Source organism: Thalassiella azotivora (genome assembly GCF_054781695.1).
In genome coordinates this window covers 1-24693 of record NZ_BAAGTX010000018.1, presented here as the reverse complement: position 1 = coordinate 24693, position 24693 = coordinate 1, and the positions used below count along the sequence as shown (strand labels likewise).

Sequence of the window (24693 nt, the reverse complement as noted above, 5' to 3'; positions counted from 1 at the left end):
CAGGGGTCGCCCCCGCCTGCGCGCCGTGGGCTCAGTGGCCCGAGGTGAAGGGGATGTCCTTGTGGTTCTGGTCGGCGTCAGGGGCCGCCGTAGCCGCCGGGGCTGCCGATGCGATGACACCGAGGGCGACGGCGACGACAGCGAGAACGCGCTTCATGAGTTCCTCCAAGGGTTAGCAACGGAAGCCGAAGCCTAGCTCTGAAGATCATCACCGACAAGGGTCAGAACGACCTGCAAGAGGATGGCTTCGCCACCGCGGTCACCACCCCGCGCCGAAGCACACGAGCGGCGGTGGGACGCCGGTCCCGTCGTCCACGGCCACGAGCGCGGCGGCCAGGGCGGACGACGTGCCCGCCCCGGCGCGCAGGCCCTCGTGCAGCGCCACGCCGACCTCGGACGCCGCGAGGTCGGCGACCCGGGCGGTGCCGGCGACGACGCTCACGGCACCGCCGTGCAGCAGGGCCGCGGTCATCCCCACCGCCTCGTCGCGCGACCGCACGGTCGACAGGCCGAGGTCGCACGCCGACAGGACGACGTGCCGGGGCAGGGCGCTGACGCCGTCGAGGTCGTACCCGAACAACGCGCCGTCGGCGAGCTGCACCGAGGAGAACAGCGGGTTCTCCCGGTCGTGCTGGCCGTGGGCCGCGACGTGCCACAGACCCGCTCCGTCGGCTGCCGCCAGCACCCGCGGACCCGTGGCCTCCTCACCGGTGAGCAGCGTCGACCCCGGCCAGACGCTCGCCGCAGCAGCCACCTCGGCAGGTCCGCGCTCCACCCCGGGACCGCTGACGAAGACGCCACGGGCGTCCGCCGGGACGTGGGGCCCGCGAGCCCGCGCGGACAACCACCCCGTCGCCGAGGGGGCCACGGTCACCGGACGCCCGCGCAGGGCGGGTAGGGCGGTCCACGGCAGGGCGGCCACGGCCGCGCACGGGACGACGAGGACGGGGCCCTCGTCCAGGGTCGCCCGCGCGGTCCGCAGCGGCTCCCACACCTGACGCTGCAGCGCGGCCAGCCCGGCACGCAGCGACCGAATCGCGACCTCGCGGACCGGCGGCGGCATCCGGGACGTGGCCAGCAGGTCGAGGTCCGCGCGAACGCGCAGCACCCGCTCGGCGACGTCCGGCGCGTGGCCGAGCCGGAGCACCCGTGCGCTGCGCGGCGTCACGACGAGGGCGTGCAGGTCGTCGCCGACCGCGAAGAGGCTGACCATGGTCCCGTCACCCGTGGGGTGCGGCAGCGCGGCCCGGACCTCGTCGAGGCGCGCGGGACGGTCCACCGCGCCGTGCCCCTCCGCGTACCAGGCGCGGGCGCGGATGGACCGCTCGAGGTCGCGGCGGCGCTGACGAAGCCGCCGCACGTCGGCGTCCTCGCGCCGCGCCTGCTCGGCCGCCTGCAGCTGCGTGCGGACGTACCGCAGGTCCGCCAGCATCTCCGCCGCGACGGGGTCCGCGGGCGGACGCAGCGCCGGGGTCCGGGACGTCGTCGCGCGGGCCCGCTCCGACCACGTCAGGACCTGCTGCGGCCGGCCGCCCTGGACGGCGGCCGTCAACCCCTCGGTCGCCAGCCGCCGGCCGAGGCCGCTGGCGCCGCTCTGCAGGTCCAGACTGCCGAACCGGGCCTGGTAGCGGTGCAGCTCGACCAGGCCGCGGGTCCGCTCCGCGGCGGCGGCGCGCGCGTCCCCGGCGGCGGTGGCCCGCTGGGCACGGACGGCGCGCGCCAACAACCGGGTGCCGATCCGCTCGTCCGGCACGAGCGCCGGGGGCGCGACCGGGCGGCCCAGGGCCAGCAGGGCGTCCGCGTGGATGAGCTCGGCCGTCCGTGCCTGCTCACGCAGGCCCTTGTCCCGCAGCTCCAGCACCAGGCGTTCCGCCGCCTCCGCCGTGGCGGCGAGCGAACGCCCCTGGGCACGGTCGGCCTGCAGCCGGATCAGGTCGCACTGCAGGACGCAGACGTCCGCGCCGCGGGACGCGAAGCGCCTGCGCGCCCGGGCCGCCCACCGACGGGCGTCCGCGGGCCGGTCGTCCGCCAGTGCCACCTCGGCCCGATCCAGCTCGGCCTCGGCCTGGTCCTGAGTCAGGCGCACCGACCGAAGCAGCTCCAGGGCGCTGTCCAGCTCCGCGTCGGCCTCGCCGAGGAGGCCCGCGGACATGAGCATCCGCGCCCGCATACCGCGGATCACCCCCGCGACCCCCTTTCCCAGCGGATTCAGGACCGGTGCCGACTCGTCGTTCAGTCGCAGCGCCTCGGGGATGTCCCCGGCCAGCAAGGCGAGGTACCCGAGGTTGCCCATCGCCTTGGCCGCTCCGACCTCCCAGCCTGCCGTGGACGCCGTTGCTGCGGCGAGCGCAAGGTGATGACGGGCGCTGGGCAGGTCCCCTACGAGGAGGGACGCGGTGCCCCGGTTGAGCTGGGCGCGTGCCTGGTCGGTGGGACTCCACAACAGCGTGGGGATCACCGCGTCCAGTTCATGGATGCACTCGGCGTAGCGCGCACCGCGCAGCAGGAGCAGCCCACGCTGACCTCGCACCACCGACGTCAGTCGACCGCGCTCACCGGCGTCCGTCACCTGCTCGAGGGCATCCTCCGCGTCGCTCAGCACGGTCAACCCGGTTTCGAGATCACCGGCCTCGGACTCGGCCAGCGCGAGACTGACGAGGATGCGCACACGCAGTGCTCCGACGGCATCGGGCTGCATGCGAGCGCGACGAAGCAGATGACGAGCACGGGCCGGGCGCCCTCCGTCACTGGCCCGCACGGCCTCGGCGTGCAAGCCGGCGGCGGATGCCGCGGCCAGCGTGCTCGTCCTCGTCACCCGGACAGCATCACAGCCTCACCGGCGGTGCGGCTACGACCCGCCCCTGCTCACCGTCCTCCACGGGGTGGAACACCAGCTGCACCAGGCCCGACGGCACGCCGTCGAGGACGAACCGGCCGTCCTCGTCGGCGCGGACCTCGGTGGCCTCCTCGTCGGGACGGCGCAGCTCGACGCGCAGCGCCGCCGCGGGCGCCAGCCACCCGTCGATCCGCGACCCGCCGGTCGACGACTCGCTGACGGTGATCGTCGCGGTGAGGTTCTCGCTGCTGAAGGTGATCGTCCGGGCGCACTCCTCCGCGCGTGACCCCGCCCCGGCGAGCTCGTCCTCCACCAGGCGGGCGACCTCCGCGTCCAGGTCGAGCAGGCGGACGGCGAACACCGACCGGACGGCCAGGTGCTCCGGGACGGGGTCGGACTCCTGCCAGCTCCGGCGGAGCGTGTCGAGGAGCGTGTCGTCGTCCGGCTGCGGCTGGACCGGGACGTGCCCGCTCACGAGTCGCCCCGGTGCAGCGACGTCAGCGCCTCGACCGCCGCCCAGGCTCGCTCGACCCGGTCCTCGGCACCCCAGGTCCGCTCGGTGTCCAGCCGCAGCAGCTCACGCGCGAGCTCGGCGGCGAGCACCGGAGCGGCGAAGCTCGTCCCGCTCCACACCGCGAAACCCCCGGTGAAGTCGTCGTCGTCGATGGTCGCGCGGTGCGCGTCCTCGCCGTCGAGCACCTCTGGCAGCCGCAGCGTCGGCTGGAGCGCGCCCCTCATCGTCACCGGCACGGTGCTCACCAGGGAGACCCCCGGTCGCCACACCCGCACCCACGCGCCGTGGTTGTTGAACAGCGCCAGCGTGCTCCCGTCCGGGTTGCGGCTGCCGACCGCGATGACCGGGGCGCGGTCCCGCTCCTCCCCCGTGACCTCGTCGGCGTGCGGGGACATGGCCGCCGGGTAGAACGGCCGCGTCGTGGCGTCGTTGCCGGCGGCGGTGACGACCACGACGCCGAGGTCGCCGAGCCCGCGCAGCACGTCACCCAGCAGCGCGGTGTACGTCGGGTCCAACGGCGTCTCGTGGTAGTAGCCCAACGGCAGGACGACCACGTCCACGCGGACGCCGCCGGACCGCCCGTGCACCCAGCGGTGGACCCGGGAGCGCAGCACCTGCAGCGCGTGCAGGGTCTCCCACTCCTGCACCACGCCGTCCGAGCCCATCACGCGGACGGACAGCACGTCGGCGTCCGGGCAGCCCTGGCGCACGATGCCGGCGCTGAACGTGCCGTGACCGGAGTGGGAGTCCAGCTCGCCGAGCAGCGGGGACTCCTGGTCGGCGTACTTCTCCGGGTCGTCGGCGTCACCCTGCCGGCCCACCCGGTAGCGCACCACGCCCTCGGCCAACCACGGGTGCTCACCACAGCCGGTGTCGAACAGCGCCACCTGCGGCCTGTCCTCGTCGGGCATCGCGGTGCGGACCGGGTCCGCACCGACCCAGGAGACGACCTGGCGCCCACCGGACCCCACCTCCCCGTACGACGCCAGCGCCAGCGGGCCGTCGGTGCCGTGACCGCTGGTGTGAGGGATGGTCCCACCGATACTCGGGCCGAACATCAGGTGATCCAGCGTCACCCGGGCGACCGCCTTGGCGTTCTTCGCCCGCGCAGCCTCCAGGACCGCCCACGCGTCCGGTGCGACCGACCCGGCACCGTCCGGCACCAGCCGGTAGGCCCGGGCCAGCCGGTCGTCCTCCGGGTCGATGTCGCGACCGCCCTGGCAGAACAGGTGGCAGGTGTCCTCCTCGAGCCGCAGCCCCTTCGCCACCTCCTCCAGCACCTTGAGCGCCGCTGCGCCGTCGTCGCCGGCGGGGACGATCAGCCGGTCGGCCGTGTACGCGGTGGACCGCACGCCGTGCTCCCCGTCCCGGGGGGCGGTGACGGGGTCGAGGAACCGGGCGCGGTGCCGTCCGAGGACGTACCGGGACGGGTTCGGCGGGTCGGTGCGCTGGCCCAGGACGCGGCGGTCGGGGTGATGAGGGTGCGGCAGGTGGGTGCTCACGGTGCTCCTCGGTTCTGGGGAGGGACGGTGGTCCGGGCGACCGACGGGCCGGTCGCGTGCACAGGAGCGGCCGGGCGCGTCGGTGATACGCACCCGGCCGGAGAACGTCGACGCGTCGTGCTCACCGCCGCCGACACGGGTCGAGGGGGGGCGGCGCTCACAGGTGGACCGGCGGGGCCGCCACGGAGCGCAGGACGGGCGGGCCGCCCGCCACCGCACGCGCGTCGGGGTGGTAGACGAGCTGCACGGTCCCGGCCGGGACGTCGCGCAGCACGAACCGGCCGTCCGCGTCCACGGGCCCGGCGACGTCACGGCCCGCGGAGTGCCGCAGCTCGACGCGCCCCTCGCCCAGCGGGGCCACCCAGCCGTCGAGCCGGTAGTGGTGCCGGCGGGACCGGGTGATCGTCACCATCACCGAGACGCAGTCGCCGCTGAAGGTCAGCGTGCGAGCGGTCTCCTCGCCACGTGCCCCCACGAGCCGGCTGGCGTCGTCGGTGAGCAGCAGGAGCTCGAGGTCCAGGTCGTCGACGGCCACGGCGACCAGCGACCGGTCGGCCAGGTCCGCGGGCGGCGGGTCGAGGCGCTCCCACATGCGACGCAGCGAGCGCAGCAGCCCCCTGTCGTCGGGGTGGACGGGGTTCGGAACCGTCGGCGTCGCGGTCATGGCCTGCTCCAGGCGGGGTCGTTCGCGAGGGACTCGCGCAGCTTGGCCAGGCACCGCCCGCGGGTGGGTCCGATGGACCCGACGGGCATGCCGAGCTCCTTGGACAGCTCCCCGTACTCGGGGCGGTCGGAGAACGCGATGACCCGCAGCAGCCGCTGGCACCGCTCGCTGAGCCGGGTGACGTGCCGCCACAGCACCGAGCTGGACGTCCGGTCCATCACGACGGACTCCGGGCCGTCGACGGTCGGGCCGTCGTCCGGCATGAGCTCCGGCTCCGTCGGACGGGTGCGTGCGGCCGACCGGGACGCGCGCGCCGCCTCGCGCTGCACGGTGACCGACAGCCAGCGCAGGACCGCCTGGGGTTCGGCGATGCGGTCCGCCGAGCGCACCAGCGACAACCAGGTGGCCTGGACGGCGTCCTCGGCGGCGGCGGTGTCGACGCGGTAGGCGCGCGCCAGGTGCCACAGCACCGGGGTCAGCAGGTGGACCAGGGCGTCGAGCGCTCGGTCGTCGCCGTCCCGCCACCGGGTGAAGAACTCGCAGGCGTCGTCGGCGAGCCGGCTGGCGTGCGTGGGTGGTGAGCCCGGGCCGTGACCGGGGGCGGTGTGCGCGGCGGGTGCGGCGTCGAGCGGTGGCCCGGTGCGCGACCCGGCTGCCTGCGCCGTCCCGGTCCGGTCCGGGCTGAGGTCGCCCGGTGCGCGTGTGCTGCTCACGGTGTCTCCCTCGCGGGCGCCGGCCTCCACGGTCGGCGACCTTGTCAGGCTAGGCCTCGGACGGTCCACTCCGACAGGGTTTCGCTGGACCGCGCGAGCACCCCGCGGCCGTCGCGATGTCGGACCGGGTGGCGGTCGTCATGGGCTCCCCGGGAGCGGCCGGCTCGTGGCGCCCACCCGCCACGTCCGGCCGCTCCCGGTGCCCGTGTCGACCCGACCTTCGTTCGGTCCGTTCCCGGCCTCGCGGTCCCCTGCGCCGCGAGGAGCGGGTCCGGACCCCCGCGCGTCGGGTCGTTCGCAGGTCAGGAGGCGCCGGCGCCCGTCCTGATACACGACGTGCACGACCACCCACCCTCGTCCCGCGAGTGAGGGAACGCGCCGCCCGGCCGCCGCTCACCCCGGCGAGGCGGACGAACACGCCGCAGCGCCCAACGGTCGGACGGCGTGTTCGTCCGCCTCGTGGGGGGTCGGCTCCTACGCTCGGGAGCGTGAACCGCGTCCTGCGCCCCGTCGGCCCGGAGGAGTCCTCCGTCTACTGGCGGCGCCGGGCCCTCGCGCTCGTCCTGCTGGTCGCGCTCGTCCTCGGCGGGTGGTTCCTGGTGCGTGCCGTCGCCGGTGATGACACCCCGGACGGCGCGCCGACGGCGCAGGACGGCGAACCGCAGGGCTCGGCCACGGACGACGCCGTGGACGACGCCGGCGACGAGGCAGGGGACGCCGAGCCGGGGGCGGGGGCGGGGGAGGAGCCTGCGCCCGAGACGACACCGGAGGTCCCGCCGTGCGAGCCGGCGACGCTGCAGGTGACGGCGACCGCCGACGCCACCACCTACCCCGAGGGCGTGCAGCCGACGCTCGGCATGCGCATCCGCAACGTGGGGGACGCCGAGTGCACCGTGGACGCCGGGTCAGCCGCGCTGGAGCTGCTGGTGGTGTCGGGTGCGGACCGGATCTGGTCGAGCGACGACTGCCAGGAGGACTCGGTCAACGACGTGCAGGTCGTCCCGCCCGGTGCGGAGCTCGTCTCGTCGGTGCAGTGGCCGCGACAGCGCTCCGCACCGGGCTGCCCGGCGGACCTGCCGCAGCCCCGGCCCGGCACCTACCAGCTCACGGGGCGGGCAGGGGAGATCACCAGCGAGCCGCTGGCCTTCGACCTGGGCTGACGGTGAGGCTGACGGTCAGCAGCCGACCGGTCGCCGACCGGCTCAGACGTAGCGTTCGAGGATGCTCGACTCGGCGAGCCGGGACAGGCCCTCGCGGACGGCGCGGGCCCGCTGCTCGCCGACGCCCTCGACGGTCATGAGGTCCTCGATGTTCGCGGCGAGCAGCTTCTGCAGGCCGTCGAAGTGCTCCACCAGCCGGTCGACGATCGCGCCGGGCAGGCGGGGGATCTTGCTGAGCAGCCGGTAGCCGCGCGGGCTGACGGCGCCGTCGAGGGACTCGCTGCCGACCGTCAGCGCCAGGACGCGGGCGACGAGGCCCAGGTCGACGAGCTCGCTGGCGTGCAACGCCGCCAGGCCGTCCATGACGTCGTCGATGGAGCGGTCCCGCTTGGCGGCCTCGAGGTAGTCGCGGATCACGAGCTCGCGGTCGGGCCCGACGCCGCCGATGAGCTCGTCGAGCTGCAGCGACAGCAGCCGCCCGTCGACGCCGAGCTCGACGACGTACCCGGCGATCTCGTCGGAGATGCGGCGGACCATCTCCAGCCGCTGGACGACGCTGGCGACGTCCCGGACGGTGACGAGGTCCTCGATCTCGAGCGCGGACAGGGTCCCGGTGACCTCGTCGAGCCGCGCCTTGTACCGCTCGAGCGTGGCGAGCGCCTGGTTCGCCCGCCCGAGGATCGCGTCGGACCCCTCGAGGACGTGCCGGCGCTCGCCGACGTACAGCGCCACGATGTGCATGGACTGGCTGACCGAGATCACCGGCAGGCCGGTCTGCTTGGCGACGCGCTCTGCGGTGCGGTGCCGGGTGCCGGACTCGCTGGTCTCGATCGAGGGGTCCGGCACGAGCTGGACGGCGGCTCGCAGCAGCTTGGTCGCCCCGCCGTCGCAGACGATCGCGCCGTCCATCTTGGCCAGCTCGCGCAGCCGGGTGGCGGAGAAGTCGACGTCGAGGGTGAAGCCGCCGCTGCACAGGGAGTCGACGGTCCGGTCCATGCCGAGCACGATCAGGGCGCCGGTGCGGCCGCGCAGGATGCGCTCCAACCCGTCCCGCAGCTCGGTCCCGGGCGCGACGGCGGCCAGCGTCTGACGCAGCAGCGCGTCGTCGGATCGCTCGGCGGCCACGCTCACGCTCCTGGCGGTCGACTCCTGCGGGCCGTGCGGTCCCGCGCGCGCAGTGTAACGGCGGGACGCCGAAGCGTGCGGTATCTCACCGCCGGGGAGGTGGCGACCGACCGCGTGGTGTGCCACGTGACGCGGCGCGTCCACGGACGGGCGGGACCGTCAGCCGGTGCCGAGCGCGGTGCGGACGGCGTCACCGACCTGCGCCACCTCGACGACCCTCAACCCGGACGGCGTCCCTGCGGCGTCCGCCGTCCCGGCCGGGACGACGGCGGTCGTGAACCCGAGGCGCGCCGCCTCCTGCAGGCGCCGCGTCACCCCGGTGACGGGGCGCACCTCCCCGGAGAGGCTGACCTCCCCGAACGCGACGGTCCGGGCGGGAACGGGTCGCCCGGTCACCGCGCTGGCCAGGGCGAGGGCGGTGGCGAGGTCCGCGGACGGCTCGGTGAGCCGGACCCCGCCGACGGTGGACAGGAAGACGTCCTGACCGCCGACGGGCAGCCGCTGCCGGCTGGTGAGGACGGCGGTGACCATCGCGACGCGGCTGGCGTCCAGGCCGCTGGTGGCCCGGCGCGGTGACTGCGCCGCCATCGGTGCGACGAGCGACTGCACCTCGGCGACGAGCGGACGGCGGCCCTCCAGGGTGACGGTCACGCAGGTGCCCGGCGCGGAGACGTCGGGTCGGGACAGGAACAGCCCGCTGGGGTCGGCCAGCCCGGTGATGCCGGAGTCCGACAGCTCGAAGCAGCCGACCTCGTCGGTGGGGCCGTAGCGGTTCTTGACCGCGCGCACCATCCGCAGCCGGGAGTGCCGGTCGCCCTCGAAGGAGCAGACGACGTCGACGAGGTGCTCCAGGACCCGCGGGCCGGCGATGGAGCCGTCCTTGGTGACGTGCCCGACGAGGAGGGTCGCGATGCCGCGCTCCTTGGCGACGCGGATCAGCGCCGCGGCGACCTCGCGCACCTGGGAGACGTTGCCGGCGGCGCCGTCGACCTGCCCGGAGCTGACGGTCTGCACCGAGTCGACGACGAGCAGGTCGGGGCGGACGGCGTCCACGTGCCCGAGCACGGTCGCCAGGTCCGTCTCGGCGGCGAGGTAGAGCCGGTCGTGCAGGGCGTCGATGCGCTCGGCCCGCAGCCGGACCTGCGCCGCGGACTCCTCGCCGGTGACGTAGAGGACGGTGCGCGCGGAGTCCGCGGTGCGCGCGGCGACGTCCAGGAGCAGGGTCGACTTGCCCACCCCGGGCTCCCCGGCGACGAGCACGACGGCGCCGGGGACCAGGCCGCCCCCCAGGACCCGGTCGAGTTCCTCGACTCCGGTGGTCTCGGCCTGCGCGGCCTCGACGTCGACGTCCCGGATCGGCGTGGCCGGGGTGCTGGCGGGTGCGGCGGTCGTCGTCCGCACGGTCGGGACGCCCACCTCCTCGACCGTGCCCCACGACTGGCACTCACCGCACCGCCCGACCCACTTGGACGCCGTCCAGCCGCACTCCGCGCAGCGGAACGACGGCTTGGGGGACCTCGCGGAGGTGCGGCTGCTCATGCCCGCGACGGTAGAGGCCGGCCCCGACAGGGCCGGCGCGCCGCGCGGGTCAGGAGGCGAAGCCGGCGGTGGCGGCGATGATGGCGCCGCCGATCACCACGGTGACGGCGGGGACGGCGCCGAACGCCCACGCGAGCGGCTGGTGGGTGCGGCGGTAGAGCAGCATGCCGACCGCCGCCATCACCAGCGCCCCGAGGACGGTGCAGCCGAACGCGAGCGCGACCTCGCCGCCCGGCGCCGCGGCGGCCTCGCCCGGTGGCACCAGCACCGCGGGGACGAGCACGGCGAGCAGCATGCCCGCGACCCACAGCCCGATGAGCGCGAGCACGCCCGCGGTCGGGTGCGGCCAGTGCATCGGCGGCACGGCCCTCTCGTCCGGCCCGGGAGCCGGTTCGACGTTGGTCGGTACTCCCCAGCTGGTCATCGGCATGCCCCCAGGGTGCCCCTCTTCTGTGACCTGCGCCACAGGTGCGGGTCATCCCGGGACACCGCGTGCGGTCAGAACTCGCGCCACCACAGGTTCACGGCGTAGTCCACGCCGGTGCCGGGCTGCTCGGCGAGGGCCTGCGCGGCGACGTCGGGCGGCAGCTCGAGCCGCACCACCTGCTCGAACGTCGCGCGGTCCGGCAGCTCCCAGCGGATGCCCAGCGGCTCGCGCCGCCACCCGCGACGCGCCCAGAAGCGCTCGACGGCCACCGCGTCCCACCCGGGGTGCGCCCGGCGGAACCACCGGCCGAACGTCGAGCGGGTCGGGTCGTTGTCCACGACGAACGCGAACCCGCCGCGCGCGACCACCCGGTCCAGCTCGGCCAGGCCCGGTTCACAGCCCGGGCCGAAGAAGTACGCCCACCGGGCGTGGACGACGTCCACCGACGCGTCGGGCACCGGCAGCGCGGCCGCCGAGCCGCGCAGCACCCGCACCCGCGCGACCTGGTCGGCGGGCAGGCCCGCGACCCGTCGCCGGGCCAGCGCGACGAGCCCCTCGTGCGGCTCGACGCCGGTGACGACGGCGGCACCGGCGGCGGCGAACCGCGGCAGGTGGAACCCCGTGCCGCAGCCGACGTCCAGCACCCTGGCCCCCGACCACGGGCGCCTCGCCAGCATCGCCGCCTCGATCAGCCCGTCGGGGTCGACGCCGCGGTTCTCCGCCTCGTACACCTGCGGGTGGTGCCAGATGTTCGGGCTCGGGACGACGCCCGGCAGGCCCGAGCCGGGGATCACCGGCACCTCAGGCGGTGGGGAACGACGGTCCCGCGGGGCGGGCCGAGCCGGGCCGGCGCGCGGCCTGCGCGGTCGCCGGGTGCACGAGCAGCGGCAGCCGCTTGCGCACGCCCATGGCTGCGTCGCAGTGCGCGACCAGAGCCTCGTACGGCGCGTCCCCGACGAGCTCGCGCAGCTCCGCCTCCAGCGACACGTACACCGGGACGGTGCCGACGTGCGCCTCGGTGTTCGACGAGCAGTACCAGTCCAGGTCGTGCCCGCCCTCGCCCCAGCCGCGGCGGTCGTACTCGCCGACGGTGACCTCGAGGTAGCTCGTCCCGTCCGGCCGCTCGACCGTGCGGTAGGTGCGCCGCAGCGGCAGCTGCCAGCACACGTCCGGCTTGGTCCGCACGTGCTCGACGCCCTCCCGGACGGCGAGGTGGTGCAGCGCGCACCCGCCGCCGGCGGGGAAGTCGGGGTCGTTGAGGAAGACGCACGCGCCGTCGACGACGCGGGTCTTGCGCTCGCCGTCCGCGTCCGTCTCGACCCAGGTCGACCGCTTGGCCCGGCCCTGCGGGTGGCGCTGCCACGTCTCGGGTGTCAGCCGCTTCACCCACCCGGCGACGCGCTTCTCGTCGTCCTCCTCGGAGAAGTGGGCGCCGAGCGTGCAGCAGCCGTCGGTGGGCCGGTCGGCGTAGATGCCCTGGCACCCGCGGCCGAAGATGCACGTCCAGGACGACGTCATCCACGTGAGGTCGACCCGGAACACCTGCTCGGGGGTCTCGGGGTCCCCGTCGGGGTCGGGGAACTCGATCCACGCGCGGGGCACGTCCAGGGGCAGCTCGGGCACGGCCGCCAGGGTACGTTCCGCGCGCCGCCGAGCCCGTCGCGGCGGTGCCGTGGCGCGCCGTCCGTTAGCGTCCCGCCATGCGCCTGGGGGTCCTCGACGTCGGGTCCAACACCGTGCACCTGCTCGTCGTCGACGCGCACCCGGGTGCCCGGCCGTGGCCGGCGACGTCGCACAAGACCGAGCTGCGGCTCGCGGAGCACCTGACCCCCGACGGGCTCGTGGACGACGCGGGGGCGCGCGAGCTGACGGCCTTCGTCGCGCAGGCGCTGGAGGTGTCGGAGGACCAGGGCTGCGAGGACCTCGTGGCGTTCGCGACCTCCGCGGTCCGCGAGGCGCCCAACGGCCAGGAGGTCCTCGACGGGGTGGAGGCGGCCACCGGGGTGCGGCTCGAGGTGCTCTCCGGCGCGGACGAGGCGCGGCTGACGTTCCTGGCCGTGCGCCGCTGGTTCGGGTGGTCCGCGGGCCGGCTGCTGATGGTCGACATCGGCGGCGGGTCGCTGGAGATCGGTGTCGGCACCGACGAGGACCCGGACGTCGCGCTGAGCCTGCCGCTCGGCGCCGGGCGCCTGACCCGTGAGCTGCTGCCCGACGACCCGGTGACCCCCGAGCAGTACCGGGAGCTGCGCCGGGTGGTGCGCGCCGGTGTCGCGACCGTCGGGCGCGACCTCGCCAAGGCCGGGGCACCGGACCTCGTCGTCGGGTCCAGCAAGACGATGCGCTCCCTGGCGCGGCTGTGCGGCGCCGCGCCGAGCGGGGAGGGACCGTACGTGCCGCGCAGCCTGCGCCGCGAGGACCTCGCCGGTCGGCTGCCGGACCTGGCCGAGATGACCGCGGCGCAGCGCGCGGACCTGCCCGGGGTGTCGGCCTCCCGCGCCCGCCAGCTGCTCGCCGGCGCCGTCGTCGCCGACGCCGCGATGGACCTGTTCGGCGTCGAGGAGCTGCGGATCTGCCCGTGGGCGCTGCGCGAGGGGATCATCCTGCGCCGCATGGACTGGATCAGCGCCGGCTGACCGGTGCGGCCGCGACCGGCCCCGACCGGCCGTGGTGACACCCAGCGCCTACCCTGACGAGGTGCCTGAGCCGACACCGCGTGGACGGACCTCCGCCACCGCTGTCAGCACGCCACCGGCGTCGGTCGGCCTGTCCACCGCCTCGGTCTACCCGCTCGGCTGCGCCGAGGGCTTCGCGCTCGCGGCGCGCCTCGGGTACGACGGCGTCGAGGTGATGGTGTGGACCGACCCGGTCAGCCAGGACACCAGCGCCCTGCAGCAGCTCTCCCGGCACTACGACGTCCCGGTCCTCGCCGTGCACGCCCCGACGCTGCTGGTGACGCAGCGGGTGTGGGGCCGTGAGCCGTGGCCGAAGATCGAGCGGGCGGCGCAGATGGCGGTCGACCTGGGCGCGCGCACGGTCGTCGCGCACCCGCCGTTCCGCTGGCAGCGCGAGTACGGCGCCGGGTTCGTCGACGGGGTCAAGGACGTCGAGGACCGGTACGGCGTCGACGTCGCCGTGGAGAACATGTACCCGTGGCGGGCCGGCAACCGCGAGGTCAAGGCCTACGCCCCCGGGTGGGACCCCACCCAGCACGACTACCGGCACGTGACGCTCGACCTGTCGCACACCGCGACGGCGGGATCGGACGCCTTCGACATGGCCGTCCGCCTCGGTGACCGGCTGACCCACCTGCACCTGGCCGACGGGACCGGCTCGGCGAAGGACGAGCACCTCGTCCCCGGCCGCGGCGGGCAGCGCTGCGAGGACGTCCTCGGCCTGCTCGCCCAGCGCCGGTTCGCCGGGGTCGTCGTGGTCGAGGTGAACACGCGCCGGTGCCGCACCGCCCCCGAGCGCGAGCTCGACCTGGCCGAGTCCCTGGCGTTCGCCCGGCTCAGCCTGGCCGCCACGCCGGCGCCCTCGTCGGCGCCGGCGTCCTCGCCGGCCGCGTCCTCCTGACGCGGGGTGCTGGACGGCGTCCCCGTGCCGCCCTAGCGTCGGGGCGTGGCGGCGACCGGTGAGCCGGCGGTCGAGGTCCGCGACCTGCGCGTCGTGCGGGGCGGCCGGACGGTCCTCGACGGCCTGGACCTCGCCGTCCCGGCAGGTCAGGTCGTCGGCCTGCTCGGGCCCAGCGGCGGCGGCAAGACGACCCTGATGCGGTGCGTCGTCGGCGTGCAGCAGGTGGCCGGGGGCGAGGTGACGGTCCTCGGCCGGCCCGCCGGCCACCCGGACCTGCGCCGCAGCGTCGGCTACGTCACGCAGGCGCCGAGCGTGTACGCCGACCTCACCGTCCGCGAGAACCTCGCCTACCTGGCCACCGTGACCGGTGCCGGACGGCGCGACGGCGCGCCGAGCGGCCGCCGCGGCGTCGCGCGGGCCGTCGACGAGGTCGTCGAGCAGGTGGACCTCGGCGACCGCGCGGACGCCCGCGTGGCCGACCTGTCGGGCGGGCAGCAGACGCGGGTGTCGCTGGCCGGGGCCCTCGTCGGCCGGCCCCGGCTGCTCGTCCTGGACGAGCCCACCGTCGGGCTCGACCCGGTGCTGCGCCGCGACCTGTGGGACCTCTTCGGCCGGCTGGCCGCCGACGGCGTCACCCTGCTGGTGTCCTCGCACGTCATGGACGAGGCGGTCCGCTGCGACCGGCTGCTCCTGCTGCGCGAGGGGGCGCTGCTGGCGGACGACGACCTGCCCGGGCTGCTCGCCCGGACCGGGGCGCAGGACGCCGAGCAGGCGTTCCTCACGCTCGTGGAGCGCGCCGGGGGTGGACGGCCGTGAACCCGCGCCTGACCCTCGCGACCGCCGCCCGGGTGCTGCGCCAGCTGCGGCACGACCACCGCACCGTCGCCCTCGTCCTGGTCCTGCCGTGCGTCCTGGTCGGCCTGCTCGCCTGGGTGTACGAGGGCACCCCCGTGTTCGACCGGGTCGGGGCGCAGCTGCTCGGCGTCTTCCCGTTCGTCGTGATGTTCCTGGTGACCAGCGTGGCGACGCTGCGCGAACGGCAGTCCGGCACGCTCGAGCGGCTGATGACCACCCCGATCGGGCGCGGGGACCTCGTCGCCGGGTACGCGCTCGCCATCGGCGGCGTGGCCGTCGTCCAGGCCGTGGTCGTGGTGGCGTTCGCGGTCGGACTCTGCGGCCTGGACGTGGCAGGGCCGGTCGGGCTGCTGGTGCCCGTCGCCGTGTCGGTGGGGGTGCTCGGGACGTCGCTGGGCCTGGGCGCCAGCGCGTTCGCGCGCACCGAGTTCCAGGCGGTCCAGCTGATGCCGGCGATCGTCCTGCCGCAGTTCCTGCTGTGCGGTCTGCTCGTCCCGCGGGACGGCCTGCCGGCGGGTCTGCGGCAGCTGTCCGACGTCCTGCCGCTGTCCTACGCGGTGGACGCGCTCGGAGCAGTCGCGGCGTCGACGGACCCGGCAGGGGACGTCGTGCGCGACGTCGCCGTCGTCCTGGCCTTCGCGCTCGCCGCGGTCGTGCTCGGCGCCCTCACCCTGCCCCGCCGGACCCCGTGACCTCGTCGATCTCGGCGAGCACCCGCCGCCGGGTCTCCTCGGGTGCGAAGGAGTGCTCGACGGCGGCCCGGGCCAGGTCGGCCAGCTCACCGGTCGACAGCCCGAACACCGTGTGCGCCAGCTCGTACTCGCGGTTCAGCGTCGTGTCGAACATGCCGGGGTCGTCGCTGGCCAGGCTGACCGGCACGCCCGCCTCCCGCAGCCGCGGGAACGGGTGCTCGGCCAGGTCCGCGACCGCGCCGGTGCGCAGGTTCGACGTCGGGCACACCTCCAGCGGCACCTGCCGCTCGGCGAGGTGCGCCAGCAGCCGCTCGTCCTGGACGGCGTTGATGCCGTGACCGACCCGGCTGGCCCCCAACCGCTCCAGGGCCGCCCACACCGACTCCGGGCCCGTCGTCTCGCCCGCGTGCGGGACCGTCGGCAGCCCGTGCGCGCGGACCATGTCGAACGCCTCCGCGAACAGCTCCCGGGGGAAGCCGATCTCCGGTCCACCCAGGCCGAACGCGACCGTCCCCGACGGCGCGTGGTCGATGACCCAGCGGGCCGTGCGCACCCCCGCCTCCGCACCGAGCTCACCGGGGATGTCGAACACGTAGCCGAGCTCCACGCCGTGCTCGGACGCCGCCCGGCGCCGTCCCGCCTCCAGCGCGGCGGTGACGTCCTGCGCGGCGATCCCCACGAGCAGGTGGCTGTACGGCGTCACCGTGACCTCGGCGTACCGGACGTTCTGCCCCGCGAGGTCGCGGGCCAGCCCGACGACCAGCGACTCCACGTCCTCGCCGGTCGTCACCAGCGAGTTGACCGCGATGTACACCTCGATGAAGTGCGCGAAGTCGGTGAAGCGGTAGAACTCCCGCAGGGCGTCCTCGTCCGTCGGGACCCCGGCGTCCGGGCTGCGCCGCGCGAGCTCCAGCACCGTCGGCACGGACGCCGCCCCGACGAGGTGGACGTGCAGCTCCGCCTTCGGCAGGTCGGCCACGAACCGGGCGACGTCCTGCGGGGCGCGCGGTGGTCGCGCGTCCTGGCCGCGGGTGCTGGTGGGGCCGGTCCGGGAGGTCGGTTCGCTCACCCGCCCGATCGTGCCACCTGCACCGGCCGGGTGCCGGGCGCGGGTTTCCCGCCCGGCCGGGCCGGGTCCTACGCTGCGGCCATGCTCAACGCCGCGCTGCGCACCGTGCTGCTCCAGGCCTCCCGGAGCCAGCGGCTCCGCGGCGCCGTCGAGACCGCTCCTGTCGCCCGGGACGTCGTCCACCGCTTCGTGCCCGGCGAGAGCACGGACGACGCGGTGCAGGCGTCCCGGCAGCTGCTGTCCAGCGGCCTGCGGGTGACCGTCGACCACCTCGGTGAGGACACCACCGAGCGCGCCCAGGCCGAGGCGGTCCGCGACGCCTACCTGCGGCTGCTGGAGCGGCTGGCGGACGCCGGGCTCACCGAGGCCGGCCGCGCGGAGGTGTCCGTCAAGCTGTCCGCCGTCGGGCAGGCGCTCGGCCCGGACGGCCCCGCGCTGTCCACCGAGTTCGCGCACACCATCTGCGCGGCGGCCGACCGGGTCGGCACCACGGTGACCCTCGACATGGAGGACCACACCACCACCGACGCGACGCTCGCCACGCTGACCGAGCTGCGGCGGGACTTCCCGTGGGTGGGTGCCGTGCTGCAGTCCTACCTGCGGCGCACCGAGGGCGACTGCCGGGACCTCGCCGGCGAGGGGTCGCGGGTCCGGCTGTGCAAGGGCGCCTACGACGAGCCGGAGTCGGTGGCCTACCAGTCCAAGGGCGAGGTCGACCGCAGCTACGTGCGCTGCCTGAAGGTCCTGATGGCCGGCCGGGGGTACCCGATGGTCGCCTCGCACGACCCGCGCCTCGTCGACATCGCCGGGGCGCTCGCCGTCCGCGCCGAGCGCCAGCAGGGCACCTACGAGTTCCAGATGCTCTACGGGATCCGCCCCGAGGAGCAGCAGCGGCTCGCGGACGCCGGCGAGACCGTCCGCGTGTACCTGCCGTACGGCGACGACTGGTACGGGTACTTCATGCGCCGGCTGGCGGAGCGCCCCGCGAACACGGCGTTCTTCCTGCGGGCGATGGCGACGAGGGGCTGAGGACGTGCAGAGCAGCGGCAGGACCGGACGCGCGGACGGCAGCGGCAGCACCGGCGCGCAGCGGCCGTCATCGAGCCACCGCACCGTCGCCGTCCTCGGCGCCGGGGTGATGGGCGAGACGCTGCTGTCGGGCCTGCTGCGCGCCGGCTGGGACGCCGGCGACCTGCTGCTGACGGAGCGCCGGGAGGACCGCGCCGCCGACCTGTCCCGCCGGTTCGGGGTGCGGGCGGTCGACAACGTCGAGGCGGCCCGGACGGCGGACACGCTGGTCCTCGTCGTCAAGCCGCAGGACATCGAGGCCCTGCTCGCCGAGATCGGCGCCCACCTGCGCGACGACGTCCTCGTCGTCTGCATCGCCGCGGGGATCTCGACGTCGTTCGTGGAGCAGCGGCTGCCCGAGGGCGTCCCGGTCGTGCGGGTCATGCCGAACACCCCGGCGCTCGTCGACGAGGGCATGGCCGCGGTGTCGCCGGGCGCCCACTGCGACCCCGAGCACCTCGCCCACGTCGAGGAGATGCTGCGCGCCACCGGCAAGGTGGTGCGCGTCCCCGAGCACCAGCAGGACGCCGTGACGGCGATCTCCGGGTCGGGTCCTGCGTACATCTTCTACGTCGTCGAGGCCATGATCGAGGCGGGCGTGCTGCTCGGGCTGCCCCGCGCCACCGCCACCGACCTCGTCGTCCAGACCCTGTACGGCGCGGCGACGATGCTGCGCGAGACGGGCGAGCACCCGACGGTCCTGCGCGAGCAGGTCTCCAGCCCCGCGGGCACGACGATGGCCGCGCTGCGCCAGCTCGACGACCACAAGGTCCGGGCCGCGTTCCTCACCGCGATGGAGGCCGCGCGGGACCGCTCCCGCGAGCTGTCCTCCGGCAGCGCGTGAGCGCCGGGGCGCCGACCTCGCAGCACGCCCCGGGTGAGGTCGTGGTCGAGCGCCTCGGCCCGGCGGACGCGGAGCGGTTCCGGGCGCTGCGGCTCACCGCCCTGGCCGCCGACCCGGACGCGTTCTTCTCCACCCTGGACGCCGAGCGGGACCTGACCGACGACGCCTGGCGCGAGCGCCTCGCCGGGACGACCGCGACCTGGGCGGCGTCGCTGGACGGTCAGGACGTCGGCCTCGTCGGCTGCGTCCCGGTCTCGCACGACGGCTTCCCCGAGCTGGTGTCGCTGTGGGTCGGCCCCGGGGCACGGGGCCGCGGCGTCGGCCGCCTCCTGGTCGAGACGGTCGCCGACTTCGCCCGGGGGACCGGGGCGCGCGAGCTGCACCTGTGGCTGGCGGACTCCAACACGGCCGCCGCCGCGCTGTACGACCGGCTCGGCGCCGTCCCCACCGGTCGCGCCGGGCACTTCCCCGAGCCGCGGGGGCACCTCGCGGAGCACGAGCGGACCCTGCACCTGCGCTGACCGGGTCACTTCTGCATGATCACGACCATGGAGTGGTGGGGCGGGCAGCCGCAACGCTTCTCGTGATCATGCAGAACTGCGCAGGGCGGTCAGGGGCGGGCGGCGAACTTCTCCAGCAGCCTGGTGTGCCCGGAGACGATGAGCAGGTCGTGGGCGGACACCCGGGTCTCGGGGACCGCGTAGGTGAAGTCCTGGCCGGGTGACTTCACCCCGACGACGGTCACCCCGTACTTCTTGCGGATCTGGGACTCGGCGAGCGTGAAGCCCTGCGTCTCGCGCGGCGGGCGCATCTTGACGATCGCGAACCCGTCGTCGAACTCGATGTAGTCGAGCAGCTTGCCGCTGACGAGGTGGGCGACCCGCTCGCCGGCGTCGGCCTCCGGGTACACGACGTGGTTCGCGCCGATCCGCTCGAGGATCCGGCCGTGCGACGCGGTGATCGCCTTCGCCCAGATCTGCGGCGTGCGCAGGTCGACGAGGTTCGCGGTCGCCAGGACGCTGGCCTCGATGGACGTGCCGATGCCGACCACGGCGATCGGGAAGTCGGGCACCCCGAGCTGCTTGAGGGCGTCGACGTTCGTGGCGTCCGCCTCGACGACGTGGGTGAGCCGGCCCGACCACTCCTGGACCAGCAGCGGGTCGCGCTCGACGGCGAGGACCTCGTGCCCGAGCCGGGCGAGCGCGTCCGCGATGGCGGACCCGAACCGGCCGAGCCCCAGGACGACGACGGCGTCCTCGTGGATGTTCTTGTCAGCCAACGATGGGCCTCTCTTCCGGCAGGCGGAACATCTTGGACTTCTCCCGCAGCGCGAGCGCCGCGGCCAGCGTGATGGTGCCGGTGCGGCCGAGGAACATCAGCGCCGACAGCACGAACTTGCCCTCGTCCGGCAGGCCGGAGGTGATCCCGGTCGACAGCCCCACGGTCGCGAACGCCGAGATCGACTCGAACAGGACGACGTCCAGGGACAGGCCGGTGATCGCCAGCAGGGCCAGCGTCCCCACGGCCACCAGGGCCGACCCGGCGAGGGTCACCGTCACCGCCAGGCGCAGGGTCGCCTGGGGGATGCGGCGGCGGTTGGTCTCGACGTCCCGGTCGCCGCGGGCCTCGGCGACCGCGGCCAGGACGAGGACGGCGAGGGTGGTGACCTTGATGCCGCCGGCGGTCGACGCGCTCCCGCCGCCGACGAACATCAGCGCGTCGGTGACGAACCACGTCGTCTCGCGCATCTCGCCGACGTCGACGACGGAGAACCCTCCCGAGCGCGGCATCACCGAGGAGAAGACGACGGTGAGCAGGCGGTCGCCGCCGCTCAGGGGTCCCAGGGTCGCGGGGTTGGTCCACTCGAACACGGCGAAGGCCAGCACGGTGACGCCGAACAGGATGCTCGTCGTCCACAGCGTCAGCCGGGTGTGCAGGTCCCAGGTCGACGGGCGCCGCCACCGGCGGACCAGCACGAGCAGCACCGGGAAGCCGAAGGACCCGACGAAGACGCCCAGCGCGATGGGCAGGGAGAGCCACCAGTCCGAGCTCGGCTCGCCCGGCAGGCCTCCCTCGTGCGACAGGAAGCCGGCGTTGTTGAACGCGGAGATGCCGTAGAAGAGCGCGTGCCAGGCGGCGTTGCCGACGGACTCGCCGAGGAGGAGGAAGCGGGGGAAGAGCACCGCCGTGATCACGAGCTCGCACGTCGTCGACACCAGGACGATGGTGCGCAGCAGGGTGCCGACCTCGCCCAGGCGCATGGCCTTGGTCTCGTTCGCGGCGATGAGCCGCTGACGCAGGCCGAGCCGGCGGGAGACCGCCAGACCGAGCAGGGAGGCCAGGGTGAGGATCCCCAGGCCGCCGACCTTGATGCCGACGAGGATGACGACCTGCCCGAACGGTGACCAGTACGCCGCCGTGTCGACCGTGACCAGGCCGGTGACGCAGACCGCCGAGGTGGCTGTGAACAGCGCGTCGGCCAGGGAGGCGGCCCCGGGGTCGACGGTCGCGACCGGCAGCAGCAGCAGGCCCGTGAAGAGCAGGACGACCGCGGCGAACACGCCCAGGGCCAACCGGGCGGGGGAGCGGCGCGCCGCCTCGTCGACGACGTCGCGGAAGTGCCGCAGCCCACGGCCGCGGGGTGCGGGGGGTCCGGGCGGCGCGGTGCGGCGGACGGGCAGCCCGGGGACGGCGCCGGCGGGCCGCGCCTGGTCGCTCGCCATGCTCACCACCCTCCTGCCTGGTGACGTCCGCGCGAGGCACCCCGTCGGCGCGTCGCGGCTACGGCAGTGTGCTGGGTCGGCGGTGGCGACGCGCCCCGACCCCCTCCCGGAGCAGGGGGACGCTAGCGTCGGGGGATGGCCAGCGGCACCCGCATCGTGTGGGACCCCTCCTTCACGCGGTACGACTTCGGTGCCGGTCACCCGATGTCGCCGGTCCGGCTGGACCTGACGGCGCGGCTGGCCGAGGCGCTCGGCCTGCTGGACCGTCCCGGCGTCCGGGTCGCCGGGGCCGAGCCGGCGGACGACGCGGTGCTGGCCACCGTGCACGACCCGGAGTACGTCGCCGCCGTGCGCGTCGCCGGCGAGGACCCGCTGCAGGCGGACCCGGCCCGCGGGCTGGGCACCGAGGACGACCCGGCCTTCCGCGGCATGCACGAGACGAGCGCGCGGATCGTCACCGGGACCGTCGAGTGCTGCGAGCAGGTGTGGTCCGGCGAGGTCGAGCACGCGGTGAACTTCTGCGGGGGCATGCACCACGCGATGCGCGAGCGCGCCAGCGGCTTCTGCGTCTACAACGACGTCGCCGTCGGCATCCGCCGGCTGCTGGACTCCGGGGCGTCCAAGGTCGCCTACGTCGACGTCGACGTCCACCACGGGGACGGCGTCCAGTCGCTGTTCTGGGACGACCCGCGGGTCCTGACGGTGTCCGTGCACGAGACCGGCCGGATGCTGTTCCCGGGGACGGGCTTCCCGGACGAGATCGGCGGGCCGGGCGCGCAGGGGGCGGCGGTGAACGTCGCCCTGCCGCCGGGCACGGGGGACGCCGCGTGGCTGCGGGCGGTGCACTCCGTCGTCCACCCGCTGGTGCGGGCGTTCCGCCCGGACGTGCTCGTCACCCAGCACGGCTGCGACAGCCACTTCATGGACCCGCTGGCGCACCTGGCGGTGTCCGTGGACGCCCAGCGCGCGGTCGCGGCGTCCCTGCACGACCTGGCGCACGAGGTGTGCGAGGGGCGCTGGGTCGCGACCGGGGGCGGCGGGTACGAGGTCGTCGACGTGGTGCCGCGGGCGTGGGCGCACCTGGTCGGGATCGCGGTGCACGCCCCGGTGCCGCCGGCCACGGACCTGCCCGAGGAGTGGGTGGAGCACGTGCGCGTGCGGCTCGGCCGGCAGGCGCCGCGGCGGATGACGGACGGCCGGGACCCGTGGTGGCGGTCCTGGGAGGTCGGGTACGACCCCGAGGACGTCGTCGACCGCGCCGTGATGGCGACCCGCAAGGCGGTCTTCCCGCTGCACGGGCTCGACCCCTACTTCGACTAGCGGGCGCCCGCCGCGCGGCGCGGCGTCCGGGTGCCGGCGGCGTGGCGTCCCGGCCCGTCCCCCGAACGGTGGCATCCTGCCCGCCCGCGCCCGCGGGGGTTCCCCACGAACCACACCAGCCCCTATGGTGTTCACGAGGAACGCGGGAGGCGGCGGCCAGTCCGGTCGCACCGGCCGGCCCGTGCAGGTCGAGGGACACGGTGGAGATGGCGGCTGAGCGGGACCTGAGTGCGGTGCGCTTCCTGACCGTCGCCGAGGTCGCGACGATGATGCGCGTCTCGAAGATGACCGTGTACCGCCTGGTCCACTCCGGCGAGCTGCCCGCGGTCCGCGTCGGCCGCTCGTTCCGCGTCCCCGAGAAGGCCGTCGACGACTACCTGCGCGGCTCCTTCGTCGACACCGCCTGACGCGCGGCACCGCCGGCGCCCGGCGTCGCCGTCCGGGTGGGCGTGCCGCTCCGGGACGGCGGTAGGCTGTGCCCCGGACGAGCGTGGCTGTCGCTGTGCGCGCCCGCTCGAGAAGGACCACTCGCCCCTGGTGACAGGACCACGGCCCGGCTGCCGCGGGACGGTCACCACCACCCGATGAAGCTGTGAGGATCCATGGGTTCCGTCATCAAGAAGCGCCGCAAGCGCATGGCGAAGAAGAAGCACCGCAAGCTGCTGCGCAAGACGCGTCACCAGCGCCGCAACAAGAAGTGAGCCACCGGGGCAGGTGCCCCGTGTGAGAGGCCCGTCACCCGGGCGCCCGGCGGTCGACGTCGGGCAGCCGGGAGGCGGGCCTCCTGCGTAGGATCAGCGTCACGGCGCGTGCGCGCTGCGTGGCCGACCGTCCCTGGTCGGTCGACCCGGTTCTGGTCAACAGGCGAGCGGACAGGCGAGCGGCAGGGAGGACCGACATGGCGCAGGTCGTCCTGGTGACCGGGGTGTCCCGGTACCTCGGCGGGCGCTTCGCCAAGCTGCTCACGGCGACCCCCGGGGTCGAGCGCGTGATCGGCGTGGACGTCGTCCCCCCGCCCCACGACATCGGCGGCGCGGAGTTCGTCCGGGCCGACATCCGCAACCCGGTGATCGCCAAGGTCATCGCCCGCGCCGAGGTCGACACCGTCGTCCACATGAACGTCATCGCCACGCCGCTGTCGGCCGGCGGGCGGGTCTCCATGAAGGAGATCAACGTCATCGGCACGATGCAGCTGCTCGCCGCCTGCCAGAAGGCGCCGTCCCTGCGCCGGCTCGTGGTGAAGTCGACCGCGGGCGTGTACGGCTCCAGCCCGCGCGACCCCGCGCTGTTCACCGAGGACATGAACGCGAAGGTCCTGCCGCGGGCGGGGTGGGGCAAGGACTCCGTCGAGGTCGAGGGGTACGTGCGGGGCTTCTCCCGACGCCGTCCGGACGTCGACGTGGTGGTGCTGCGGCTGGCGAACTTCGTGGGGCCCGGGGTCCGGACCGCGCTGACGGACTACTTCGAGCTGCCGGTCGTGCCGACGGTGCTCGGGTTCGACCCGCGCCTGCAGGTGGTGCACGAGGACGACGGCCTGGAGGCGCTGCGGCTGGCGACCGTCGGCGACGCGACGGGCCTGGTGAACGTCGCGGGCGACGGCGTCGTGACGTTGCACCAGGCGATCGGCATGTGCGGCAAGGTGCCCACGCCCGTCCCGGGTCCGCTGGTGCCGGTGATCGGCGCGACGATCCGGCGCACCGGGCTCGCCGACTTCACCTCCGACCAGGTCGCCTTCCTGTCCTACGGGCGCGGTCTGGACACCACCCGGATGCGTGAGGTGATCGGGCTGGAGCCCCGCTACACCACCCGGGAGGCGTTCGCCGACTACGTCCGCGCCCGGCAGCACCGCGCGACGTCGCCGGTCGACCTGGCGCTGCACGCCGAGGCGGTCACCGAGCGGGCCGTCGGGACGGCTGCCCGCGGGCTGGCGCGGGTGCTCTGATGGCGGGCGCGAGGGTGATCCCGATCGGCGGCGAGCGGCCGGACGGCGCCCGCGGCGGGCAGGCGCACGGGCAGGCCGGCGGGCAGGCGCGTGGCCAGGCCGGTGCGCAGCGGCCCGGCCGTCCCGC

General features: G+C 75.1%; 25 protein-coding genes. 12 read left to right on the top strand and 13 right to left on the bottom strand.

Features of this window, described 5'->3' with window-relative positions; all coding sequences use genetic code 11:
• Window positions 1-259 precede the first annotated feature (259 nt).
• The 5 genes from ACYVQV_RS13235 to ACYVQV_RS13215 form a co-directional block, all read right to left on the bottom strand.
• Complete coding sequence (locus ACYVQV_RS13235; protein WP_461023772.1) at window positions 260-2602, bottom strand: CHAT domain-containing protein; 2343 nt, start codon at window positions 2600-2602, stop codon at window positions 260-262.
• Window positions 2603-2825: 223 nt separating this feature from the next.
• Complete coding sequence (locus ACYVQV_RS13230) at window positions 2826-3311, bottom strand: carboxypeptidase regulatory-like domain-containing protein (RefSeq protein ID WP_461023771.1); 486 nt, start codon at window positions 3309-3311, stop codon at window positions 2826-2828.
• Complete coding sequence (locus ACYVQV_RS13225; RefSeq protein ID WP_461023770.1) at window positions 3308-4852, bottom strand: S8/S53 family peptidase; 1545 nt, start codon at window positions 4850-4852, stop codon at window positions 3308-3310. The genes ACYVQV_RS13230 and ACYVQV_RS13225 overlap by 4 nt, the downstream gene beginning before the upstream one ends.
• Before the next feature lie 157 nt (window positions 4853-5009).
• Entirely contained in the window at window positions 5010-5516 is a 507-nt protein-coding gene (locus tag ACYVQV_RS13220; RefSeq protein WP_461023769.1) for a carboxypeptidase regulatory-like domain-containing protein, read from the bottom strand.
• Window positions 5513-6229, bottom strand: coding sequence for an RNA polymerase sigma factor (locus ACYVQV_RS13215; RefSeq protein WP_461023768.1), 717 nt, complete (start codon window positions 6227-6229; stop codon window positions 5513-5515). Before ACYVQV_RS13215 ends, ACYVQV_RS13220 begins: the two co-directional genes overlap by 4 nt.
• 488 nt (window positions 6230-6717) lie before the next feature.
• On the opposite strand from ACYVQV_RS13215, the gene ACYVQV_RS13210 reads away from it, so the two are divergent.
• Complete coding sequence (locus ACYVQV_RS13210) at window positions 6718-7389, top strand: hypothetical protein (protein ID WP_461023767.1); 672 nt, start codon at window positions 6718-6720, stop codon at window positions 7387-7389.
• 42 nt (window positions 7390-7431) lie between these two features.
• On the opposite strand, the gene disA is transcribed toward ACYVQV_RS13210, so the two are convergent.
• From disA to ACYVQV_RS13185, 5 genes are all read right to left on the bottom strand, one after another.
• Window positions 7432-8598 carry a DNA integrity scanning diadenylate cyclase DisA gene (gene disA, locus ACYVQV_RS13205; protein WP_461023835.1) on the bottom strand — a complete coding sequence of 389 codons (1167 nt, stop codon included), beginning with the start codon at window positions 8596-8598 and terminating at the stop codon, window positions 7432-7434.
• A 75-nt stretch (window positions 8599-8673) separates the two neighbouring features.
• Entirely contained in the window at window positions 8674-10053 is a 1380-nt protein-coding gene (radA, locus tag ACYVQV_RS13200) for a DNA repair protein RadA (protein WP_461023766.1), read from the bottom strand.
• 49 nt (window positions 10054-10102) lie between these two features.
• Window positions 10103-10483 (bottom strand): hypothetical protein, encoded by a 381-nt coding sequence (locus ACYVQV_RS13195; protein WP_461023765.1) that lies wholly within the window; start codon window positions 10481-10483, stop codon window positions 10103-10105.
• Window positions 10484-10551: 68 nt separating this feature from the next.
• Entirely contained in the window at window positions 10552-11274 is a 723-nt protein-coding gene (locus tag ACYVQV_RS13190; RefSeq protein WP_461023764.1) for a class I SAM-dependent methyltransferase, read from the bottom strand.
• A 7-nt stretch (window positions 11275-11281) separates the two neighbouring features.
• Window positions 11282-12103, bottom strand: coding sequence for a hypothetical protein (locus ACYVQV_RS13185; RefSeq protein ID WP_461023763.1), 822 nt, complete (start codon window positions 12101-12103; stop codon window positions 11282-11284).
• 77 nt (window positions 12104-12180) lie between these two features.
• Between ACYVQV_RS13185 and ACYVQV_RS13180 the strand changes: the two genes are divergently transcribed.
• The 4 genes from ACYVQV_RS13180 to ACYVQV_RS13165 all read left to right on the top strand — a co-directional run bounded on the left by ACYVQV_RS13180 (window position 12181) and on the right by ACYVQV_RS13165 (window position 15600).
• Complete coding sequence (locus tag ACYVQV_RS13180) at window positions 12181-13113, top strand: Ppx/GppA family phosphatase (protein ID WP_461023762.1); 933 nt, start codon at window positions 12181-12183, stop codon at window positions 13111-13113.
• Window positions 13114-13174: 61 nt separating this feature from the next.
• Window positions 13175-14053, top strand: a complete 879-nt coding sequence (locus tag ACYVQV_RS13175; protein ID WP_461023761.1) for a sugar phosphate isomerase/epimerase family protein — start codon at window positions 13175-13177, stop codon at window positions 14051-14053.
• Window positions 14054-14098: 45 nt separating this feature from the next.
• On the top strand, window positions 14099-14869 hold the full coding sequence (locus tag ACYVQV_RS13170; RefSeq protein ID WP_461023760.1) for an ABC transporter ATP-binding protein: 771 nt from the start codon (window positions 14099-14101) through the stop codon (window positions 14867-14869).
• Window positions 14866-15600, top strand: coding sequence for an ABC transporter permease (locus ACYVQV_RS13165; RefSeq protein WP_461023759.1), 735 nt, complete (start codon window positions 14866-14868; stop codon window positions 15598-15600). The genes ACYVQV_RS13170 and ACYVQV_RS13165 overlap by 4 nt, the downstream gene beginning before the upstream one ends.
• On the opposite strand, the gene add is transcribed toward ACYVQV_RS13165, so the two are convergent.
• Window positions 15575-16669, bottom strand: coding sequence for an adenosine deaminase (add, locus tag ACYVQV_RS13160; RefSeq protein ID WP_461023758.1), 1095 nt, complete (start codon window positions 16667-16669; stop codon window positions 15575-15577). The genes ACYVQV_RS13165 and add overlap by 26 nt on opposite strands.
• Before the next feature lie 81 nt (window positions 16670-16750).
• Between add and ACYVQV_RS13155 the strand changes: the two genes are divergently transcribed.
• The 3 genes from ACYVQV_RS13155 to ACYVQV_RS13145 are packed head-to-tail and all read left to right on the top strand — an operon-like array spanning window position 16751 to window position 19102.
• Entirely contained in the window at window positions 16751-17698 is a 948-nt protein-coding gene (locus ACYVQV_RS13155; RefSeq protein WP_461023757.1) for a proline dehydrogenase family protein, read from the top strand.
• A gap of 4 nt (window positions 17699-17702) precedes the next feature.
• The gene (gene proC, locus ACYVQV_RS13150) at window positions 17703-18581 is read left to right on the top strand and encodes a pyrroline-5-carboxylate reductase (RefSeq protein ID WP_461023756.1); all 879 of its coding nucleotides are present in this window, start codon (window positions 17703-17705) and stop codon (window positions 18579-18581) included.
• A complete protein-coding gene (locus ACYVQV_RS13145) occupies window positions 18578-19102 on the top strand; it encodes a GNAT family N-acetyltransferase (RefSeq protein WP_461023755.1) in 525 nt (174 codons plus the stop codon). The genes proC and ACYVQV_RS13145 overlap by 4 nt, the downstream gene beginning before the upstream one ends.
• A gap of 89 nt (window positions 19103-19191) precedes the next feature.
• On the opposite strand, the gene ACYVQV_RS13140 is transcribed toward ACYVQV_RS13145, so the two are convergent.
• Both ACYVQV_RS13140 and ACYVQV_RS13135 read right to left on the bottom strand, forming a co-directional pair.
• Entirely contained in the window at window positions 19192-19860 is a 669-nt protein-coding gene (locus ACYVQV_RS13140) for a potassium channel family protein (RefSeq protein WP_461023754.1), read from the bottom strand.
• Complete coding sequence (locus ACYVQV_RS13135; protein ID WP_461023753.1) at window positions 19853-21304, bottom strand: TrkH family potassium uptake protein; 1452 nt, start codon at window positions 21302-21304, stop codon at window positions 19853-19855. Before ACYVQV_RS13135 ends, ACYVQV_RS13140 begins: the two co-directional genes overlap by 8 nt.
• Window positions 21305-21439: 135 nt before the next feature.
• Here ACYVQV_RS13135 and ACYVQV_RS13130 point away from each other — a divergent pair, with 135 nt between their 5' ends.
• From ACYVQV_RS13130 to ACYVQV_RS13115, 4 genes are all read left to right on the top strand, one after another.
• Window positions 21440-22624, top strand: coding sequence for an acetoin utilization protein AcuC (locus tag ACYVQV_RS13130; protein ID WP_461023752.1), 1185 nt, complete (start codon window positions 21440-21442; stop codon window positions 22622-22624).
• A 206-nt stretch (window positions 22625-22830) separates the two neighbouring features.
• Window positions 22831-23031 carry a helix-turn-helix domain-containing protein gene (locus ACYVQV_RS13125; RefSeq protein WP_461023751.1) on the top strand — a complete coding sequence of 67 codons (201 nt, stop codon included), beginning with the start codon at window positions 22831-22833 and terminating at the stop codon, window positions 23029-23031.
• A 195-nt stretch (window positions 23032-23226) separates the two neighbouring features.
• Window positions 23227-23325: a 30S ribosomal protein bS22 gene (locus tag ACYVQV_RS13120; RefSeq protein WP_003792170.1), complete on the top strand. Its 99-nt coding sequence runs from the start codon at window positions 23227-23229 to the stop codon at window positions 23323-23325.
• Between the two features lie 197 nt (window positions 23326-23522).
• Window positions 23523-24566 (top strand): NAD-dependent epimerase/dehydratase family protein, encoded by a 1044-nt coding sequence (locus ACYVQV_RS13115; RefSeq protein WP_461023750.1) that lies wholly within the window; start codon window positions 23523-23525, stop codon window positions 24564-24566.
• Window positions 24567-24693: the final 127 nt, after the last annotated feature.

Excerpts from the sequence above, each read along its gene's own strand:
- ACYVQV_RS13220 (WP_461023769.1), bottom strand. The coding sequence starts at position 5,516 with ATGACCGCGACGCCGACGGTTCCGAACCCCGTCCACCCCGACGACAGG.
- radA (WP_461023766.1), bottom strand. The coding sequence starts at position 10,053 with ATGAGCAGCCGCACCTCCGCGAGGTCCCCCAAGCCGTCGTTCCGCTGC.
- ACYVQV_RS13195 (WP_461023765.1), bottom strand. The coding sequence starts at position 10,483 with ATGCCGATGACCAGCTGGGGAGTACCGACCAACGTCGAACCGGCTCCC.
- ACYVQV_RS13180 (WP_461023762.1), top strand. The coding sequence starts at position 12,181 with ATGCGCCTGGGGGTCCTCGACGTCGGGTCCAACACCGTGCACCTGCTC.
- ACYVQV_RS13155 (WP_461023757.1), top strand. The coding sequence starts at position 16,751 with ATGCTCAACGCCGCGCTGCGCACCGTGCTGCTCCAGGCCTCCCGGAGC.
- ACYVQV_RS13135 (WP_461023753.1), bottom strand. The coding sequence starts at position 21,304 with ATGGCGAGCGACCAGGCGCGGCCCGCCGGCGCCGTCCCCGGGCTGCCC.
- ACYVQV_RS13130 (WP_461023752.1), top strand. The coding sequence starts at position 21,440 with ATGGCCAGCGGCACCCGCATCGTGTGGGACCCCTCCTTCACGCGGTAC.
- ACYVQV_RS13125 (WP_461023751.1), top strand. The coding sequence starts at position 22,831 with ATGGCGGCTGAGCGGGACCTGAGTGCGGTGCGCTTCCTGACCGTCGCC.
- ACYVQV_RS13120 (WP_003792170.1), top strand. The coding sequence starts at position 23,227 with ATGGGTTCCGTCATCAAGAAGCGCCGCAAGCGCATGGCGAAGAAGAAG.
- ACYVQV_RS13115 (WP_461023750.1), top strand. The coding sequence starts at position 23,523 with ATGGCGCAGGTCGTCCTGGTGACCGGGGTGTCCCGGTACCTCGGCGGG.